Source organism: Burkholderia sp. Leaf177 (assembly GCF_001424345.1).
Lineage (GTDB): Bacteria > Pseudomonadota > Gammaproteobacteria > Burkholderiales > Burkholderiaceae > Caballeronia.
The window spans coordinates 236922-254962 of record NZ_LMPF01000025.1 but is presented as its reverse complement, the minus strand read 5'-3'; the positions used below and the strand labels follow the sequence as shown (position 1 = coordinate 254962).

Annotated in this window: 18 protein-coding genes; 14 read left to right on the top strand and 4 right to left on the bottom strand. The window is 59.0% G+C overall.

Annotated features, from left to right (window positions below; translation table 11 throughout):
- Positions 1–27 precede the first annotated feature (27 nt).
- Positions 28–1029, top strand: a complete 1002-nt coding sequence (locus ASG35_RS27795) for an aldo/keto reductase (RefSeq protein WP_056365324.1) — start codon at positions 28–30, stop codon at positions 1027–1029.
- 5 nt (positions 1030–1034) lie between these two features.
- On the opposite strand, the gene ASG35_RS27790 is transcribed toward ASG35_RS27795, so the two are convergent.
- On the bottom strand, positions 1035–1631 hold the full coding sequence (locus tag ASG35_RS27790; RefSeq protein ID WP_235527744.1) for a pyridoxamine 5'-phosphate oxidase family protein: 597 nt from the start codon (positions 1629–1631) through the stop codon (positions 1035–1037).
- 30 nt (positions 1632–1661) lie between these two features.
- Complete coding sequence (locus ASG35_RS27785) at positions 1662–2420, bottom strand: GntR family transcriptional regulator (RefSeq protein WP_056365321.1); 759 nt, start codon at positions 2418–2420, stop codon at positions 1662–1664.
- 68 nt (positions 2421–2488) lie between these two features.
- On the opposite strand from ASG35_RS27785, the gene ASG35_RS27780 reads away from it, so the two are divergent.
- The 6 genes from ASG35_RS27780 to ASG35_RS27755 all read left to right on the top strand — a co-directional run bounded on the left by ASG35_RS27780 (position 2489) and on the right by ASG35_RS27755 (position 9144).
- A complete protein-coding gene (locus tag ASG35_RS27780; protein WP_056365318.1) occupies positions 2489–3220 on the top strand; it encodes an enoyl-CoA hydratase/isomerase family protein in 732 nt (243 codons plus the stop codon).
- Between the two features lie 47 nt (positions 3221–3267).
- Positions 3268–4656, top strand: coding sequence for an MFS transporter (locus ASG35_RS27775; RefSeq protein WP_056365316.1), 1389 nt, complete (start codon positions 3268–3270; stop codon positions 4654–4656).
- A 14-nt stretch (positions 4657–4670) separates the two neighbouring features.
- Complete coding sequence (locus tag ASG35_RS27770) at positions 4671–6182, top strand: aldehyde dehydrogenase (protein ID WP_056365311.1); 1512 nt, start codon at positions 4671–4673, stop codon at positions 6180–6182.
- A 232-nt stretch (positions 6183–6414) separates the two neighbouring features.
- A complete protein-coding gene (locus ASG35_RS27765; protein WP_056365308.1) occupies positions 6415–7782 on the top strand; it encodes a sigma-54 dependent transcriptional regulator in 1368 nt (455 codons plus the stop codon).
- Positions 7783–7855: 73 nt separating this feature from the next.
- Positions 7856–8068: a hypothetical protein gene (locus ASG35_RS27760; RefSeq protein WP_156393393.1), complete on the top strand. Its 213-nt coding sequence runs from the start codon at positions 7856–7858 to the stop codon at positions 8066–8068.
- 131 nt (positions 8069–8199) lie between these two features.
- A complete protein-coding gene (locus ASG35_RS27755; protein WP_056365302.1) occupies positions 8200–9144 on the top strand; it encodes a histone deacetylase family protein in 945 nt (314 codons plus the stop codon).
- A gap of 4 nt (positions 9145–9148) precedes the next feature.
- On the opposite strand, the gene ASG35_RS27750 is transcribed toward ASG35_RS27755, so the two are convergent.
- The gene (locus ASG35_RS27750) at positions 9149–9877 is read right to left on the bottom strand and encodes a DUF4410 domain-containing protein (RefSeq protein WP_327019670.1); all 729 of its coding nucleotides are present in this window, start codon (positions 9875–9877) and stop codon (positions 9149–9151) included.
- Positions 9878–10183: 306 nt separating this feature from the next.
- Positions 10184–11083 carry a LysR family transcriptional regulator gene (locus ASG35_RS27745; protein ID WP_056365296.1) on the bottom strand — a complete coding sequence of 300 codons (900 nt, stop codon included), beginning with the start codon at positions 11081–11083 and terminating at the stop codon, positions 10184–10186.
- Between the two features lie 122 nt (positions 11084–11205).
- Between ASG35_RS27745 and ASG35_RS27740 the strand changes: the two genes are divergently transcribed.
- The 7 genes from ASG35_RS27740 (at position 11206) to ASG35_RS27710 (ending at position 18033) form a co-directional block, all read left to right on the top strand.
- Positions 11206–11613, top strand: a complete 408-nt coding sequence (locus ASG35_RS27740) for a (R)-mandelonitrile lyase (protein WP_056365292.1) — start codon at positions 11206–11208, stop codon at positions 11611–11613.
- Positions 11614–11660: 47 nt separating this feature from the next.
- Positions 11661–12644 carry an aldo/keto reductase gene (locus ASG35_RS27735; protein WP_056365289.1) on the top strand — a complete coding sequence of 328 codons (984 nt, stop codon included), beginning with the start codon at positions 11661–11663 and terminating at the stop codon, positions 12642–12644.
- A 220-nt stretch (positions 12645–12864) separates the two neighbouring features.
- Entirely contained in the window at positions 12865–13992 is a 1128-nt protein-coding gene (locus tag ASG35_RS27730; RefSeq protein WP_056365286.1) for a metallophosphoesterase family protein, read from the top strand.
- On the top strand, positions 13986–15278 hold the full coding sequence (locus ASG35_RS27725) for an MFS transporter (protein ID WP_082508642.1): 1293 nt from the start codon (positions 13986–13988) through the stop codon (positions 15276–15278). The genes ASG35_RS27730 and ASG35_RS27725 overlap by 7 nt, the downstream gene beginning before the upstream one ends.
- Positions 15279–15336: 58 nt before the next feature.
- A complete protein-coding gene (locus tag ASG35_RS27720) occupies positions 15337–16584 on the top strand; it encodes an arsenic transporter (protein WP_056365283.1) in 1248 nt (415 codons plus the stop codon).
- Positions 16585–16611: 27 nt separating this feature from the next.
- Entirely contained in the window at positions 16612–17091 is a 480-nt protein-coding gene (locus tag ASG35_RS27715; RefSeq protein WP_235527743.1) for a DMT family transporter, read from the top strand.
- Between the two features lie 165 nt (positions 17092–17256).
- Entirely contained in the window at positions 17257–18033 is a 777-nt protein-coding gene (locus ASG35_RS27710; protein ID WP_056365280.1) for an FRG domain-containing protein, read from the top strand.
- Positions 18034–18041: the final 8 nt, after the last annotated feature.

Genomic DNA, 18041 nt, shown 5'->3' with positions numbered 1-18041 from the left:
AACCATCGGGCTATAAGGAGCCGCATCATGCGCATCACCATTCCAAATCGTATTGGCTTCGGCACTGCGCCACTTGGCAACATGTTCCGCGAGATTCCGGAACAGGAAGCGCTGGACACGGTCGAGGCTGCATGGCAGTCGGGCATTCGTTATTTCGATGGCGCGCCGCTCTATGGCGCGGGTCTCGCCGAGATTCGTCTGGGCGAAGCGCTGAAGTCTCATCCGCGTGATGAGTACGTGCTCGGAACAAAAGTCGGCCGGCTGATCCTCGATGAAATCGAAACGCCGAACGAGCGCGACCTCGGAGAAAAAGGCGGTTTGTTCGAGCACGGTTTGCCGAACAAGATTGTCTACGACTACAGCGAGGACGGCACGCTGCGTTCTATCGAAGACAGTTTGCATCGTCTGAAAACGGATCGCCTGGACTATGTATGGATCCACGATCCCGCGCAGGACTTTCACGGCGACAACTGGACATCCGTCTTCAATACCGCCATGAAAGGCGCAGCCAAAGCGCTGACTCGCCTGCGCGATGAAGGCGTGATCAAGGCTTGGGGTTTGGGCGTGAATCGTGTCGAGCCGTGCGAGCTTGCGATGGAACGCGCCGATCCGGACGGCTTTCTTATTGCTGGCCGATACACATTGCTGGACCACGAAGCGGCGTTATCCAAACTGATGCCGGCATGCGAAGCGCGCGGCCTCGGCATTGTGGTGGGTGGTCCGTATAACTCGGGACTGCTAGCTGGCGGCGAACATTTTGAGTATCAAAAGGCGCCGGCCGCGATGATCGAACGCGTGCAACATATCAAGCGGATTTGCGAACGCTTCAACGTGGATATCAAGTCGGTTGCACTGCAGTTTTCGCTGGCGCATCCGGCCGTCGCCGGAATCATTCCGGGCGCGAGCCGGCCTGAGCGGATCAGCGAAAATATCGCGCTGATGCAAGCGCCGATTCCCGCCGATCTGTGGGCGCTGCTCAGGCAGGACGGATTGATCGCGGCGAGTGCGCCGGTGCCTGCAGCGAGTTAAGTGGCTCAAGGCGCGACCCAGTGACCTTCGAAATCGCCTTCACCGCGCAGATGAAATTGCGCTCTATGGTGCGGCTCGTTCGATAAATCCAGATAGTCGATGCGACGCACCGAAACATGCACGAGGCAGAAGTTCTCATAGCCGGACATGGGGTCCGCGTCATCCGTTGGCGCGGCTTGCGCGGGGTTGTCGATAACGCTTCCCGATGTTATCGGCGAGCGATACAGAATCAACGTGCGCGGCCGGCTCGACTTCCAGACAGCAAGCTTTTCTTCTTCGTCCGCCACAAAGGAAGCAATGCCTTCAAGGCGAAGTTGTACGAGCCGGTCCGCGTCGTAACCGTGCATCGATATAGCCGGGCGCTCGCGTAATTCACGCACTTTCCTGGAACGGATATCGGTATGAAACGAAAGGCGCGCGAGGCTTTCGTTCACCTCCCGCAAGACGATGGTCCGCACTTGTGGATTTCCATCGACACCAACCGTCGCGGCCTGCAAGACGCTGAATGGCGATTTGCCCGCACCGGCGCCCGCACGCAGGGATTCCCAGATTGAATGGAGCAAATCGTTCATGTCCGGCACTGCAGCAGCGACTGAATCCATGTGGTTTCCTGTCAGCGTTAAAAGCAACTCCTAGCCATCAGTGTCGTCCAATACCGCGGTTGCCGCTTCGCACGCGCCGCGCAATTGTTCGCGCATCAGGTCTTGCACACGTGCGTCGCCGGAGGCAATCGCGTCCTTGATCTTCACGGCTTGTTCAAACGATGCACGCATGCGTCCGCCGCGCGCCATCGCAATGCGACGCAAGCGGCGTACCGGGCCCATCAGGCTTGCGTGCGTTGCCTGAAGCGTGCGGTTATCGGCGAGCGTCATCACGATCGAATAAAAACGGTCGAGCGCATCGACATAGGCCGCAGGGTCATTGGCGGCGACGTTCGCGCGCATCTCGCCGATCACGTCTTCCATCTGCGCGCGCCCGAGCGTCGTGATGTTTTCCGCGCAAAGCTGCACGGCGAGGCACTCGAGCGCCGTGCGTACCGTGTAAATCTCCGCCACATCCCGCAACGTCACCGAACGCACGAACGCCCCGACGCGGGCGACGACCGTCACCAGACCTTCCCGTTCGAGCTGCGCAAACGCCTCGCGCATGGGCGTTCGGCTGACGTTCAATTGCTTCGCGACCTGCACTTCCGAGAGCCGGCTTCCCGGCGCCAGCACGCCTTCCACGATCGCTTCGCGCAGCGCCGGCACCACCACGCCGTCGCTGAGCGAGTCGCTGGAAGTTTCGATAGTGCGCATCTTCGAGTGATATTTGCGGCCAATCACCTCGAGCGCCAGTTCGGGCGAAGCGGCGGGATTTTCCGTTTCAGCGGGTTTCGTTGCTGGGGCCATTGACTTTCCGTTGTCCAGTGAATACGCTGTATACAGCTTATACAGACAATTATACAACAGGAGGCTGCTTGGACCACGCGCGTTTGCCGGACCCGGTCGTGATCGACAGATCGGGCGAAGTTTTGACCTTCACGCTCAACAATGCTGCTGCAGGAAACGAAATCACCGCGCCCATGTTCGACTCCATGATCGCCGCGTTGCGCAGTGAAGCGACCGTGCCCACGGCGCGCGTGCTGCGCATCCGCGCGCGTGGCGATGTGTTTTGCACCGGCCGCGAGCGCGCCGGAACCGACGCGGTGTCCATTCACTGTGAAGTCGCGCGGCTGATAGAACTGAAGCGCTTGCTGCGGGCATCGCCGATGATCTCCATTGCCGAAGTGCAGGGCGATGCGTTCGGCTTTGGTTTTGGCCTCGCGATCCTTTGCGATTTCACACTCGTGGCAAGCCACGCGAAGCTCGCTTTCCCCGAGATGCGCAAGGGCCTGCCGCCTGCCGCGATCATGGCTTATCTCGGCCGCTACGCGTTGCCCAAGCAGGTGTTCCCAATGGTTCTTTTCGGCGATGCAATCACGCCGGACGCCGCGTTGAACGCTGGTCTCGTCACGCGCGTCTGTGCTCCCGACACGTTGCAAACGGAAACCGATGCACTCGCCGATCGAATCCTCGCACTCGACAACGCCGGCGCGCGTCAATGCAAGTCCTTCTTCCAGAACGCCGAGGAAAGCTCGCTCGAACACAACTTCCGCTGCGCGACAGAAACGCTGACTGTTTCCGCGTTGCGGCTGATGGCATCGAAGTAACCGGTCATGCACGACGACAAACCCGCGAAGGTTTGCAGGAGACGAAAATGAATGTGAATGCAGGCGCGCGCCTGGACCGGCTGCCGGTATCGGGCTTTCACAAGCGCATCATGTGGCTGATCGGGATCGGCATGTTCTTCGATGGCTTCGATATCTACGTCGCCTCGACCGTGCTCGGCGCCACGCTGCAAAGCGGCTTCTCGACGCTCGGCCAGAACGCGCTGTTCGTGTCGCTGACATTCCTCGGCATGATGATCGGCTCGCTGGCAACAGGTTTTCTCGGCGATCGTTTTGGACGCCGCTTCACCTATCAGACCAACCTGATGGTCTTCGGCATTGCATCGCTGGGCGCGGCGCTCGCGCCGAACATGCTGGTGCTGATCGCGTTTCGATTCGTGATGGGTCTCGGGCTCGGCGCGGAAAACGTCGTCGGATATTCCACGCTGACCGAATTCGCGCCACCGGCATCGCGCGGGAAAATGCAGGGACTGATGGCCGTATTCGTCGTTTCCGGCTTGCCGGTGGCGGGATTGATCGGGCTCGTCCTGATTCCCACGATGGGCTGGCGCGCAATGTTCGTGCTCGGCGGAATTGGTGCAATAGGCGTGTGGTATGCGCGCAAGTCGCTGCCCGAATCGCCGCGCTGGCTGGAGTCGGTCGGACGTCATCAGGATGCCGAAGCAATTCTTTCGAAGATCGAAACCGAAGTGAAGGCCGAGCACGGCGGCACGTTGCCGGCGCCATCGCCCAAACCTTCCAGCGCTCCGTCGCGTGCATTGGGTTCGCTGTTCACCGGCGCGATGTTGCCGCGGATGATCGTCGGATGCGTGACGCTGGTCGTGATCAATACGTTGCTGTACGGCTTCGTCACATGGCTGCCCACGTTCTTCGTGCATCAAGGTTTCAGCATTGCGAAGTCGTTCGGCTACGCGCTCGTGATGTCGATCGGCGCGCCGATTGGATCAGGCATTGGCGCATTGACCGCTGACAGATGGGGCCGCAAGCCGACCATCATCGGCGCTTCGATTCTCGCGATCATCTTCGGCGCGATCTATCCGTTCGTGAGCAACCCCGTCATGTTGCCGGTCGTCGGACTGCTGCTCGTGATCCCCATTTACGTGCTCGTCGCCTTGCTGTTCGCGATCTACGTGCCCGAGCTGTTTCCAACCGAAGTGCGCCTGCGTGCATCCGGGATTTGCAACACGCTTGGCCGGGGCGCGACCATCGTCACGCCGTTCATCGTCGTCGCGCTGTTTGGACGCTATGGCGTAGTCGGCGTGCTCGCGTTGATGATCGGCTTGCTGGCAATTCAGATCGTGGTGGTGGCGTGGCTCGGCGTTGAACCGACCGGCCAGCGCCTGGAAGATATTCAGCCGGCTGACGCGCCCGCGCGTCTCGATGTCGGCGCCGATACGCGGGTATCCCCGCTCAAGTAAACGGAGAAAGAAAGATGGATGCAGTCAACAAGCAGTTCCTGAGCGCGCAGTTGTTCATAGACGGAAGGTTCGTGGATGCCGCCTCGGGCGAGACCATGGACATCGTCAATCCGGCCGACGGGACCGCGATTGGCGCGTTATCGAAAGCATCGGCGGAAGACGTGGACCGCGCGGTGCAATGCGCACACACCGCGTTTGAAAGCGGCGTTTGGCGCGACATGCCGTTCCAGCAACGGGCGCGCATATTGAACCGTTTTGCCGACCTGTTCGAAGCCGACCTCGAAAACTTCTACAAGCTGGAGACGCTCAACAACGGCCGGCCGATCGTGGAAACGCGCGCGCAGATCTCGCGCTTGCCGCAGTTCTACCGATACTTCGCCGCGCTTGCGCTCACACGGCGAAGCGACGTGATTCCTATTGAAGGGCCGTATCTTTGTTATACGCAGCGCGTGCCGCTCGGCGTTTGCGCGTTGATGACATCGTTCAATCATCCGCTGATGATCCTGTCGAAGAGCCTCGCACCCGCGCTCGCGACCGGCAACAGCGTCGTGATCAAGGCGTCGGAACAAACGCCGCTCACCACGGTTCGCCTCGTGGCGTTATTGCAGCAAGCCGGCGTTCCTGATGGCGTCGTCAACGTGATCAACGGAGAAGGCAAGGAAGCGGGCGCGGCGCTGGCGCGTCATCCGTTGATTGCCAAGGTCGTGTTCACGGGCGGCACGGAAGTAGGGCGTTCGATCGGCGAAGCCGCTGCGCAGACCTTCGCGCTGACGACACTGGAACTGGGCGGCAAAGGAGCAGTGATTCTGTTCGACGACATGGACATCGATCGCGCGGTGAACGGCGCGGCGTTCGCGGCGTTTATCGGGGCGGGACAGACTTGCGTGTGCGGCGCGCGACTTCTGGTGCAGGAGACCATCTACGAAAAATTCCTGGAGAAATTCCGCGCGAAGGTCGAGGCGATCCGCGTAGGAAATCCCGCCGACCTGAACACGCAATTGGGGCCGGTAATTTCTGGTCGCTCGCGCGATCGAATCCTCGGCATGCTGGAACGCGGCGTTGCAGACGGCGCGAAACTGCTTGCGGGCGGTGGCATTCCCGAACATCTGAGCGAAGGTTTTTATCTGCAACCCACCGCCTTCTACGATGTCGATCCGAAATCGGAACTCGGTCAGGGCGAGGTGTTTGGCCCGGTGACCGTGATCATGCCCTTCAAGGACGAGGCCGACGCGCTGCGCATTGCCAACGACACGCAGTTTGGTCTCGCGGCATCGGTCTGGACGCTCGACGTGGCGCGTGCGCATCGCGTTGCGAGCAAGCTGGTGTTCGGGATGGTCTGGATCAACGATCACCATCGGCTGGACCCGGCCTCGCCTTGGGGCGGCTTCAAGAACAGCGGGGTAGGGCGCGAAACCGGGATTGAATCGTTCGATCAGTTCAGTGAACCGCGCGCGGTAACGGTCAATACCAGCGGCGTGACGGTCGACTGGTATGCCGACGACGGACAACTAAAGCGCCTTAATTAATCAGGGTAAAAACGAACTTGGGAATGACCGGCTCGGCCGGCCGGTCATTCCGCACATTTTTCCTGTTTCTGCGCAAACGTCTGGCAACAGCGGCAATACGTGCCTCAAACATCTATATCAAAATTACAGATTGATCTAAACAATCAAAAGCTGTTAAACGTTTGCCCCGGATATTCGTAGTGCGCTGCAACGTGCATACTTCATCATACAAATAAAGCAATGAGAGAAAACCATGCACGGGGAAAAAAGATCGCTTTACTACGTGGGACGGTCGCTGAGCTCGCCATTGCGCGCGCGCCTTGTGGAGCGTTCATGGAAAGTCGAAGTGCTCGAGCCGGGCACGGTGCCGAAAGCGGGGCAACGGCAACTCTCGGCCGGAATCCTGGATTTTTCGTCGCTCGAATTTCCGGCGGATCTTCGTTACCTTCACGAACTCCTGGCAAGCTCGCTCACGGGCTGGGTCGCGGTCGGGCATCGAGAAGATCTTGAAGACGCTACCGTTCGCGGCCTGATTCGCGACTATTGCTTCGACTACATCACGCTGCCAACGTCGGATGACCGCGTGGTCGATGCCGTCGGCCACGCGCTCGGCATGGTGGCGTTGCAGATAAACACGGCACACGATGCACGCGACGGCCATCCGGAAGGCGAAATGGTCGGATCGTGCGACGCCATGCTTGGCCTGTTCCGCTCGATCCGCAAAGTGGCAATGACCGACGCTCCCGTTTTCATCTCGGGCGAATCGGGTACGGGCAAGGAATTGACTGCGGTTGCCATTCATGAACGTTCGACGCGTCGAGACCAGCCTTTTGTTGCGATCAATTGCGGCGCGATTCCCGCACATCTCTTGCAATCGGAATTGTTCGGCTACGAGCGCGGCGCTTTCACCGGCGCGAATCAGCGCAAGATTGGACGCGTGGAAGCGGCGAACGGCGGCACGCTTTTCCTCGATGAAATTGGCGACCTGCCGCTCGAAAGCCAGGCAAGCCTGCTGCGTTTCCTTCAGGAACGCAAGGTCGAGCGGCTCGGCGGACATGCGTCAACGCCCGTGGACGTGCGCATCATTTCGGCCACGCACGTCGACATGCAGACGGCGATGATCGAAGGGCGCTTTCGTGCCGACCTGTACCACCGCCTGTGCGTGCTGCAACTCGATGAACCGCCGCTGCGTGCGCGCGGCAAGGACATTGAATTGCTGGCGAAGCACATGCTCGACCGCTTCAAGAAGGAAGCCAGCCGGAAGTTGCGCGGCTTTGCGCCCGATGCGATTGCCGCCATTCACAACTATGGCTGGCCCGGCAACGTGCGCGAACTGATCAACCGGATTCGTCGCGCGATCGTGATGTCCGAAGGGCAGCAGATCAGTGCTAGCGATCTCGAACTCGCGGATTATGTAGAGGTTGCGCCGGTCTCGCTTGCGCAGGCTCGCGAGTCGGCGGAACGGCAGGCGATCGAGCTTGCGCTGTTACGTCATCGCGGACGTCTTAGCGACGCGGCACAGGAACTCGGCATTTCGCGGGTCACGCTGTATCGGCTGCTGACGGCGCACGGTTTGCGCGCGGACGTGAGCACAGTGCCGGCGCAGGATTCTGCGGCTTGAGGATTCACACGTTGAAGCTAAAGGCGTGGCAGGATTCGTTTTACGGATGCGCATTCATACGCCGGAGAAAGCGATGAGAGAAAAGACCCGCGGCGTGGTGATCGTGCCGATACTGATTGGCCTGGCGGTCGCTGCGGTCGTCTGGGTCGCGAGCTATCGTGGCGGCGGACCTAAACTGGCGGACGCGGATTCATCGCCTTCGAACATGGCAGCCGCGCCAATTGCGGCAAGCGGTCTCGGCGATCCAGCGCTCGCACCAAAATCCGCCAAGATGGCGAAGGACTGACGATTGACGCTTTGGGTCATCCATAAGCAATGATCTATGGTCCGTTAAACAATATCTAATAATCGTGAAGGCACGGACGGCCTTAAGCTTGTGCGCTTCAGTTGCTGCAATCTCCCGGGCGTCCAATCGCAATGCACAACACGATCATTCTTTCCCATCCCGCCTGTCTTGAACATCGTCCCGGACCTCATCATCCGGAATCACCTGAACGTTTGGAAACCGTGTTGCGCGCGTTGCGATCGCCTGAATTCGCAGCGCTCGAATGGCGCGACGCGCCGCTCGGCACGATCGAACACGTGCAGTTGATACACGATCCGGCGTTCGTCGACGAGATCGCCGAGATGGCGCCAAACCATGGCTACATGCCGCTCGATGGCGGCGATACGGTGATGTCGCCGGGATCGTGGGAAGCGGTGATGCGTTGCGTCGGCGCAGCGTGCGCGGGAGTCGATGCCGTCATGAACGGGGACACCCGCACTGCATTTTGCGCGACGCGGCCGTGCGGGCATCATGCGGAGCCGGCGAGGGCAATGGGCTTTTGCATCTTCAACCAGGCCGCGATCGCCGCAGCTTATGCGCTGGAAACGTTCCAGCTTGAACGCGTCGCGGTCGTCGATTTCGATGTGCATCATGGCAACGGCACGCAAGCCGCGTTCTTCAACCGGCCAGAACTGTTCTACGCGTCGAGCCATCAATCGCCGCTATATCCGGGCACTGGCGCTGCATCGGAAACGGGCGTGACCCACAACATTGTCAACGTGCCCTTGCCGCGCGGCTGCGACTCCGAGTTGTTTCGATCGCGTATTGAATCGGGCATGTTGCCGGCAATACGCGAGTTCGATCCTCAGCTCATCATCATTTCGGCGGGCTTCGATGCGCATCGGCTCGATCCTCTTGCCGGGTTGAACCTCGAGGACAGCGATTTCGAATGGATCACCAGAGAGCTGGTGCGTATCGCCGATACAGCGTGCGAAGGGCGCATCGTCTCGATCCTCGAAGGCGGCTACAGCCTCGAAGCGTTGGCCGCGGGCACGACCGTGCATGTGCGGGCGCTGATGAATAACGCGACGGTTTGACCGATTATTGCTTGCCGATGCGTTCTTCCGCCGACACATCTCGCTGAGACAACTCGGCTCGCGTACTTGTCATCCATCCGTTCGAGGCACTTGCTGCAGCGATCTGCTTCGCAATCGAATCGCCTAGCTTTTTCGCGTCCCCGGTAACGCCGTTGCGCTTCGTTTCGGACACGCCGTGCAGAGTCCCGCCCGTCGCGGCTGCCGTTGCAACATTGCCGGCGACTGCGCCAACGCCTGCTGTTTCAGCTACGCCTGGCATGTGCCCGCTATCGGCCTGGACGATGAAGTTTTGAAGTGGCATGAGACTGCCATCGGCGGACTTGTAGAGGAGCTGGATGGACGCACTCACTTCGCTTTTGCCTGCGCCGAGACCGATCATGATTCGACGGCGACGCTTGCCTTCGTCGATGGTTTGGAAGTTGCCTTCCACGATCAGTGCGTTCTGATTGGGCGGTGCCGCGCCGTCTGCGCGTGCAGCGCGCAATCCCATTGACTGGAGCTGGTGCACGATTTCATCGGCGACTTGTTCACGTGTATTCGTTGCTGTCCGATCCTGTTTTTGCGCGAACGATTCGCCGCTAAGCAGCGTTTTGCCTTCCTGTGCCAGGCCGCTATCCATCTTCACCTGGCTGGATGCAACATCGAACGAATAGACGTAGATGACGTCCGCCTGCATGTGCGGCGCGGGATAGGTTTGCATGGCGCTCGTGGCGGCCGAGGCGCTGCCACTCATAAGAATCGATCCAGCCACAAGCGCGACGGCGGCCAGATGCTTAGCGTTACGAACTAAATAGTCTAGTGAGGTTTTCATGGTGGGTTGTGCTGGCACAGCCGTGCCGGAATTGTCGGAAGAGAGAGGTGCCGTAGCACGCAAACGTGAGTATGGGAGGAAGCGGGTGTGCGCGCTATTCAGGAATTATGTCGTGCGATGTCGCAACCTTGTGAAGAATGCCGGTTCGATGAACAGCCTCACGCGTGCTCGCCTATACGCGCGAAATTCAAATGATCACGCTAAAAGATGTTGCGACCCGGCACGATGCTATTCGTCACGCCGCAGACGCAAAGCCTCGGCGAAGACGGAAAACGCCGGAGTTGGCTGTTTCCGGCTTGCGTAATAAAGGTGATAGCCGGAAAACGCGGGACACCAATCGCTCAAGACGCGCACCAGTTCTCCGTTATCGATGTACGACATGACGCGATCCTCGGGAACGAAGGCAAGGCCCGAGCCGGCGCGCGCAGCCCTGACGGACATCGTTGCCGTGTTGAATACCAGTTGTCCTTCCACACGAACCTTCAACGCGCGCCCGTCCTTCTCGAACTCCCAGGCATATAACCCTCCGGCGGTCGGCAGGCGGATATTAATGCAGTTATGCAAGGTGAGGTCGAGCGGTGTCGCGGGCTTTGAATGCCGCTCGAAATAATCCGGCGTTCCCACAACGGCCATGCGCATGTCCGGTCCAATGCGAAGTGCGACCATATCTTTGGCAACCTGTTCACCAAGGCGCACGCCTGCATCGAGGCGTTCGGCGACAATATCTGTGAGTCCGTTATCGACAACAATCTCGATGGCCACGTCCGGATACCGGGGTAACAAGCGTTCGATGACCGGCCAAAGGACCAGCTCTGCGGCATGTTCGCCCGCAGCCACGCGCACCGTTCCAGCAGGTTTGTCGCGGAACGCCGTCAGCGCAGCCAGCTCCGCTTCGACCTCTTCCAGCCGGGGTCCCACCGAGTGAATCAATCGTTCGCCGGCTTCTGTCGGTGAAATCTTTCGGGTGGTTCGTGTCAACAACCGAAGGCCGAGTCTCGCTTCGAGATTCTTGACTGTCTGGCTAAGTGCCGACTGCGAGACGCCGAGTTTCGCTGCAGCCTTCGTGAAGCTGGCTTCGCGTGCGACCAGCAAAAAAGCGGTGATATCGGACAAATCAGAGTGGGCCATTCAGAAGTCTGCCTTATAGGTTCATCCCGATTTTAGCTCTTAATCGCACGATTCCGTCCTGCTAAATTGGTAGTCGAGGCCAGCACCGAGGCCAAGACAACGTCACTTTGGGAGAAAAAATCATGAAAATCGCAATATGCGGATCGCAACCGAGCGCGGTCGGGCCCGACGAATATTTCACGGGAACGGTGAGGATCGACGCCCCGTTTGCTGGCGAAACGCCGGCGCGGATTGGTGGCGCAACCGTGACGTTCGAGCCCGGCGCGCGGACGGCATGGCACACGCATCCGCTCGGACAAACGTTGATCGTGACTTCCGGCCTGGGCTGGATTCAGTTAGAGGGCGGGCCGATTGACGAGATCAGAGCAGGTGACACTGTCTGGATTGCGCCCGACGAAAAACATTGGCATGGCGCGACATCGACTACTGCGATGACGCATATCGCCATAGCCGAGAAGCTCGATGGCAGTCCCGTCGACTGGATGGAGAAGGTTACCGATGACCAATACTTGTCGAAGTCCGGCGCGTAGATAACGAAGTGTTGCTTCGCATTTGATCGACATTCAAGAGGAACGAAATGCAAAAACGTATTCTGGGAAAAAGCGGATTGGAAGTCTCGGCCCTCGGTCTTGGCTGCATGGGATTGAGCTACGGTTATGGACCCGCCACAGAAAAACAAGCGGCGATCGGCTTGATCCGTACAGCATTCGAGCGCGGCGTTACCTTCTTCGATACCGCCGAGGCATACGCCCAAGGTGCGAACGAGGAACTGCTCGGCGAAGCGCTCGAACCGTTTCGCGACCAGGTCGTGATCGCTACGAAATTCGGCTTCAAGAACGGCGACGTGCAGCAGGGCGTCGACAGCAATCCGGACAATATCCGCGCCGTCACGGAGGCCGCGCTCAAGCTGCTCCGGACTGATCGCATCGACCTTCTTTACCAGCATCGCGTTGACCCGAACGTGCCTATGGAGGACGTAGCGGGCGCGGTAAAGGATTTGATTCAACAGGGCAAGGTCAAACATTTCGGCATGTCGGAAGCAGGCGTCCAGTCCATCCGCCGCGCTCACGCGGTGCAGCCTGTGGCCGCGTTGCAAAGCGAATACTCGCTTTGGTGGCGTGAGCCAGAAAAGGAAATCCTTCCGCTCCTCGAAGAACTGGGAATCGGATTTGTGCCTTTTAGCCCGCTTGGCAAAGGCTTCCTGACCGGCGCAATCAACAACAGCACCAGCTTCGACAAATCGGACTTTCGCAATAGCGTGCCGCGCTTTTCGGAAGAGAACCGCAAAGCCAATCAGGGCCTGGTCGATATCGTGGGGCAGATTGCAGCAAACAAGCACGCAACCAAGGCGCAGATTGCGCTTGCGTGGCTGCTTGCGCAAAAACCCTGGATCGTGCCTATCCCGGGCACGACCAAATTGCATCGGCTGGAAGAAAACATTGGCGGTGCGTCGGTCGAACTAAGCACGGACGATCTGTCCGAGATCGAAACGGCTTTGTCGAAGATCACGGTACAAGGCGAGCGCTATCCGGCTCATCTTCAGGCACGAGTCGACCGTTAATATTCTCTCGCCTGATTGTTCTGGAATGCAAACGTTGTCGGCAACAAGACCAGAGCGAGACGATGTCCATTTTTTGGACGTCCGGTGTCTATCCAATAGACACCGGCAACGCCTGAAACCCAAGCCAGATTCGTATCTATAAGGCGCGCCAGCACGGCATACGACTTGCTCTATGCCTTGCCATCGCCGGGCTGCCGGCTACATGCGAGCGACGCCTATCATGCTGAGTTGGGTACATTTTGGAGACCTGCATGTCACGCACGATGACAGCTACGAAAGCATCAGCCAGTTAAGGCAATTGGTCGATGCGGTCAATACGAACGTCGCGCATGCAGTGGAGTTCGCCTACCTTCCCGGCGACAATGCCAACAACGGCAAACCCGAGCAGTACGCCAGGATCCGCGCGGCGCTGAACTCGCTTCGATTGCCTACGAATGCGATCCCGGGTGATCACGATTTCGAGCCCGGTTCGCTCGATATATTTCATCGCGAGCTGGAAGCTGATTCACTCCCGAAACACATCACGGTGAACGGACACCGCTGCCTGTTTCTGGACATTGTGTCCGCTGGTAACGGCGGGCCCGATTTCCGCCTGGGCTCGGCGCAGACCGAATGGATCGCAGCGCAGCTGGCAGATTGCGCGAACGACAAGGAACGGCCAGTCGTTTTCATGCACGCTTACCCTGGCGACCTTGCCGAGGGTGGCGAGGCACTTGCGCATCTGTTTGCATCGGCCGGCGTGCTTGTGGTCGATACCGGTCACACGCACTACAACGAGTTGCTCAATGACGGATCCGTCATCTACGCCGCCACGCGTTCTACCGGACAGATTGAAGAAGACGACGGACGAGCAGGCGTGGCGATCGTCACCGTAGATGGAAGCGTGGTGAGTTGGCGGTTTCAGCCCGTATCTGCAGCCTGGCCAATGGTCATGATCACGACGCCGGCAGACGGAAGGCTCGTGACCGACGCCGCTGACAAAAGACAAGTGCCGGTCGGCAACTGCGTTGTGTGTGCAAAAGTGTTTGGTCAGCAGATAGGTGAAGTCATTGTTGCCGTGGGCGAGCAGCGCGCAACAATGCGGCCGGTCTCCGGGGAGCGCGCTGTCTGGCATGCAGAGTTGCCGGCGCCGCCAAATGTGGATCGCTATCAGATAAAGGTCACGGCGTTCGATACGCTTGGAAACGAAGCATTGGATTCAATCGATGTGCTGACGCCACAGGGCGCGCGTGATCGCGCGATCGCCGACGCTCCTCCAGGCACCGACGCGCACGCGGTTGGCGAATGGACCGACCACGGCTTGCTCGGCTCGCAGCTCGGCCCGAACAAAAATGGTCGTGCATGGTGACGCCGGCCGCTGATGTACCCGTGCAGCCCGCTACGAAGGCAACACGCCCGCTCGAGGCGCTGAACTTCTTCATGGCCGACGTGCAAGCAGGAATAGGCCCATTTCTCGGCGTATTCCTCCAGGCGCGAGGATGGGGCACCGATCTGATTGGCACCGTGATGACCATTGGCGGCATCGCGGGAATGCTCGCGACTTCACCGGCCGGCGCCCTCGTGGATGCCACCCGGCACAAGCGCGCGCTGATCATCGTGGCTGGCGTGATGACTGTGCTCGCGTCCCTGCTTCTCTGGTTCGCGCACGGATTCTGGATGGTCGCGGCATCGCAGGTTGCTACTGCAGTAACGGGCGCCGCCCTGGGTCCCGCAATAGCGGGCATTACGTTGGGCATAGTCAGGCAGCGCGGCTTCGACCGGCAATTTGGCCGCAATCAGGTCGCCAACCACGCGGGGAACGTGGCCGCTGCCGCGATCTCGGGCTGGCTGGGCTGGCGCTTTGGATTCGGCGCCGTATTTGCCCTGAGCGCGATATTCGGCGTGGTTTCGGTTTTCACCGTGTTGCTGATTCCGGCCGATGCTATCGATCATGACCACGCGCGCGGTTTCGAAAACGCAAGCAAAGAGGCGAGCGGAGGCGGGAACAATCAAGTGAGCGGCTTTCGCGTGCTGCTGCAATCCAAGCCGCTTTTGATACTCGCTGCGGCGTTGGCAATGTTTCATCTTGGCAATGCCGCGATGCTTCCGCTCTACGGACTTGCGATCGTGGCCGCGAAGCAGGGCGACCCTAGCGCATTTACCGCACAGACGATTATCGTGGCTCAGCTTGTGATGGTCATCGTGTCGATGATGGCAAGCCGCCTGATCAAGTGGCGCGGATATTGGTTGGTGATCCTGATTACATTTCTGGCGTTGCCACTGCGCGGCGCCATTGCTGCCAGCGTGCTCCACGCGTGGGGAGTATGGCCCGTTCAGGCACTCGATGGCATTGGCGCCGGCTTGCAAAGCGTGGCAGTGCCGGCGCTCGTGGTGCGCCTCCTTGACGGCACAGGTCGCGTCAATGTGGGCCAGGGCGTTGTCATGACGTGCCAGGCCGCGGGTGCCGCGCTGAGTCCACTGTTGGGCGGACTACTCGCACATACGTTTGGATATTCAACCGCATTCGTTGTCTTAGGCGCTGTGTCCACCGGGTCGATCGCGTTGTGGCTGGCATTTGGCGCGAGTCTGCGTGATGCATGCCGCACTTCGGAACACATATCGATCCAGCGTGAACCTGCGGCTTCGAGCGCTTGACGTACGCAGTGCTCGATTTGCTTTCGTGTATCTATTTCCTTTTTGAGAATCACTCGACGTGAATCCAACCTTCCTTTCGTGGGGCATCGCCGCCATGGCCACGGCCGGCGTCATTACGCGTCCGTTCAAATGGCCCGAAGCGGTTTGGGCCGTGGCCGGCGCGTTGCTCATCGTCGTGCTGGACTTGTTGCCGGTGACGCAAGCGCTGCAAGCAGTAGCCAAGGGCGCAGACGTCTATTTCTTTCTGTTTGGCATGATGCTGCTTTCCGAAGTGGGGCGCCGCGAAGGTTTATTCGATTGGGTCGCGGTACTCGCGGTCAATCATGCGAAGGGATCGCCCGCACGCTTGTTCTTGCTGGTGTATTTGGTCGGCGTGGTCGTCACGACATTCCTGTCCAACGACGCCGCCGCGGTCGTGCTGACACCGGCAGTCTTCGCAGCTGCAAAGAAAGCCGATACGAAGCCCTTGCCTTTGTTGTTCGTATGCGCATTCATTGCGAACGCGGCGAGCTTCGTTTTGCCGATTTCGAATCCTGCCAATCTGGTTTTGTACGGCAACCATACGCCCGCGCTGATAGCGTGGATGGGCCGGTTCATCGTGCCTTCGGTGCTGTCCATTGTTGCGACTTATTTCATGCTTCGCTGGTCGCAGCGCCACGACTTGCAAGGGCAGTGCAAGTCTGGGCTGGACAACGTGCCGTTGTCATCGAGCGGACGGATTGCGCTGGGTGGCATTGCAGTGACCGCAATCGTGCTGCTTCTGGTCTCCGCGTTCGACATGCAGCTTGGCTTGCCAACCGCAATTTTAGGTGCGATCACTGCTGCGATCGTGCTGATCCAGGAGCGTAAATCGCTCTGGAATCTGGTGAAGGACATCTCGTGGAGCGTCTTGCCTTTGGTTGCTGGGTTGTTCGTATTAGTGGAGGTGATGCAGCACACAGGAGTTATTGCTCACCTTGCGCAAATGCTTCAGTTGGCTACGCAGCACAGCGAAGCATTAAGCGCCGGGTTGTCGGGCGGCGCGATCGCGATTGCTTCGAATCTCATGAACAATCTTCCGGCGGGTTTGATTTCCAGTGCGACCGTGATGCAGGCACACAGCCCCGAGCGGGTCATCGATGCGTTGCTGATCGGAGTGGATCTCGGGCCCAATCTTTCGATTACGGGATCGCTCGCAACCATCCTCTGGTTGAACGCCATCCGGCGTGAGGGCGAAGACGTCGGGTTCTGGAAGTTCCTGCAAGTGGGCACGGTAGTGATGATCCCGGCGCTGATCCTGGCGCTGGGTGCACGCGTATTGCTTTAATACCTGGAGACAACCGATGAACAATGCATGGATTTATCCTTCATCATTCTAGGCGGCGTGTTGCAGGCAGCCGGTGCACCGATCAATGGCGTATTGAAGGCTTCGCTGGTCAATCCGTGGCTGGCGTCGGCGGTGTCCTTCATGTTGGTTACGTTCCTCGCCATAGCGCTTTTCTGGATTCAGCCGACGCCGTTGCCGACTCTGGAAGACCTCAAGGATATGAAATGGTGGGCGCCTTTGGGCGGCATCGTGGGCGCGGTAGCTGTTTTTGCAGGCCTGACGCTGGTCCAGAAGGTCGGTGTTGGAGCGATCAACGGGCTGACCATCTGCGCGAACTTGTTGGCTACGTGCGCTTGGCGCCGTGCTTATGGTGGGCGGCGTGGCGCTTGTGATGAAGTTCTAAGGACGATGCAAAGAGGTTCAAACATGCACGCTGGCGGACTTCAAGGCTTGTTCAGGCTTAGGGGTCCGCGCCGGTTTATTCGCCGTATTACAAGCAACAATTAATTTAACATAATATAAATTATCACTTTTTAATTATGTAGCTACAGATTATATTTTTCTATGGTTCCGGCGGATTTAAGACCGCCAGTCAGCATCCCGCAATCTTAGATCTCTACAATAGAGGCCAAGCATCCCTTCAAGAACTGCAATGCAAAAGGAACCGCCAAATTGGAAACGATCAAGGTCTCTAGCTGGCAAGAATTCACCGACCTGAGCCTTGCCCTCGACGGCTGGGCATTTCGCGGACAGCAGGACGCCGACTGGTTGTTGCAGAGCTCGCTCGCACGCTACCTTTCCTCATTCGTACACAACGCATCGAACTGGCGGGTACAGGAACAGCGCGCGATCCGAATCTTCCGGCGCAAGGCACATACTTACATCGCCGATCCACGCGTGCTCTCAGACGACCTTCGATGCCTTGGTTTGATGCAGCATCATGGCGCGCCAACACGCCTGCTCGATTTCACGAAGTCTCCGTACGTAGCGGCGTTTTTTGCGCTGGAACGCGCCATCGGCGAATCAGCCGTTTATGCGGTGAATACGCCAGCGCTCTACACCGACCGGGCGATCCCCAAAACGGCTCCAGACCTTACGCGCGACATGATCGATCCACGCCGGGCCGGAAACTTCGAAAAGTATTTTCTTCCCGATACCAACCCGATCATCTGGTTCGGCGAGCCGACCGAGATGGATCGGCGTCTGATCGCACAGGCAGGAACGTTCATGGTACCGGGCCTTTTGCACGAACCGCTCGACAAGATTTTCGATCATTACGCGAGCGACGCCGATCTGGTCCGCAAGATCGTCATTCCTCTGTCTGTGCGCGACGAAGGTATGCGTTCCCTCTACAGAATGAACATTACTAATGCGTCGTTGTTTCCGGACCTCGAGGGACTCGCTCGTTCAATCGCGCTTGAGCTGGAAGTCGTCTGGCCGAGGTTGTGACGCCCTCT

Excerpts from the sequence above, each read along its gene's own strand:
- ASG35_RS27795 (WP_056365324.1), top strand. The coding sequence starts at position 28 with ATGCGCATCACCATTCCAAATCGTATTGGCTTCGGCACTGCGCCACTT.
- ASG35_RS27790 (WP_235527744.1), bottom strand. The coding sequence starts at position 1,631 with ATGGATTCAGTCGCTGCTGCAGTGCCGGACATGAACGATTTGCTCCAT.
- ASG35_RS27785 (WP_056365321.1), bottom strand. The coding sequence starts at position 2,420 with ATGGCCCCAGCAACGAAACCCGCTGAAACGGAAAATCCCGCCGCTTCG.
- ASG35_RS27775 (WP_056365316.1), top strand. The coding sequence starts at position 3,268 with ATGAATGTGAATGCAGGCGCGCGCCTGGACCGGCTGCCGGTATCGGGC.
- ASG35_RS27770 (WP_056365311.1), top strand. The coding sequence starts at position 4,671 with ATGGATGCAGTCAACAAGCAGTTCCTGAGCGCGCAGTTGTTCATAGAC.
- ASG35_RS27765 (WP_056365308.1), top strand. The coding sequence starts at position 6,415 with ATGCACGGGGAAAAAAGATCGCTTTACTACGTGGGACGGTCGCTGAGC.
- ASG35_RS27760 (WP_156393393.1), top strand. The coding sequence starts at position 7,856 with ATGAGAGAAAAGACCCGCGGCGTGGTGATCGTGCCGATACTGATTGGC.
- ASG35_RS27755 (WP_056365302.1), top strand. The coding sequence starts at position 8,200 with ATGCACAACACGATCATTCTTTCCCATCCCGCCTGTCTTGAACATCGT.
- ASG35_RS27750 (WP_327019670.1), bottom strand. The coding sequence starts at position 9,877 with ATGAGTGGCAGCGCCTCGGCCGCCACGAGCGCCATGCAAACCTATCCC.
- ASG35_RS27745 (WP_056365296.1), bottom strand. The coding sequence starts at position 11,083 with ATGGCCCACTCTGATTTGTCCGATATCACCGCTTTTTTGCTGGTCGCA.
- ASG35_RS27740 (WP_056365292.1), top strand. The coding sequence starts at position 11,206 with ATGAAAATCGCAATATGCGGATCGCAACCGAGCGCGGTCGGGCCCGAC.
- ASG35_RS27735 (WP_056365289.1), top strand. The coding sequence starts at position 11,661 with ATGCAAAAACGTATTCTGGGAAAAAGCGGATTGGAAGTCTCGGCCCTC.
- ASG35_RS27730 (WP_056365286.1), top strand. The coding sequence starts at position 12,865 with ATGCTGAGTTGGGTACATTTTGGAGACCTGCATGTCACGCACGATGAC.
- ASG35_RS27725 (WP_082508642.1), top strand. The coding sequence starts at position 13,986 with ATGGTGACGCCGGCCGCTGATGTACCCGTGCAGCCCGCTACGAAGGCA.
- ASG35_RS27715 (WP_235527743.1), top strand. The coding sequence starts at position 16,612 with ATGGATTTATCCTTCATCATTCTAGGCGGCGTGTTGCAGGCAGCCGGT.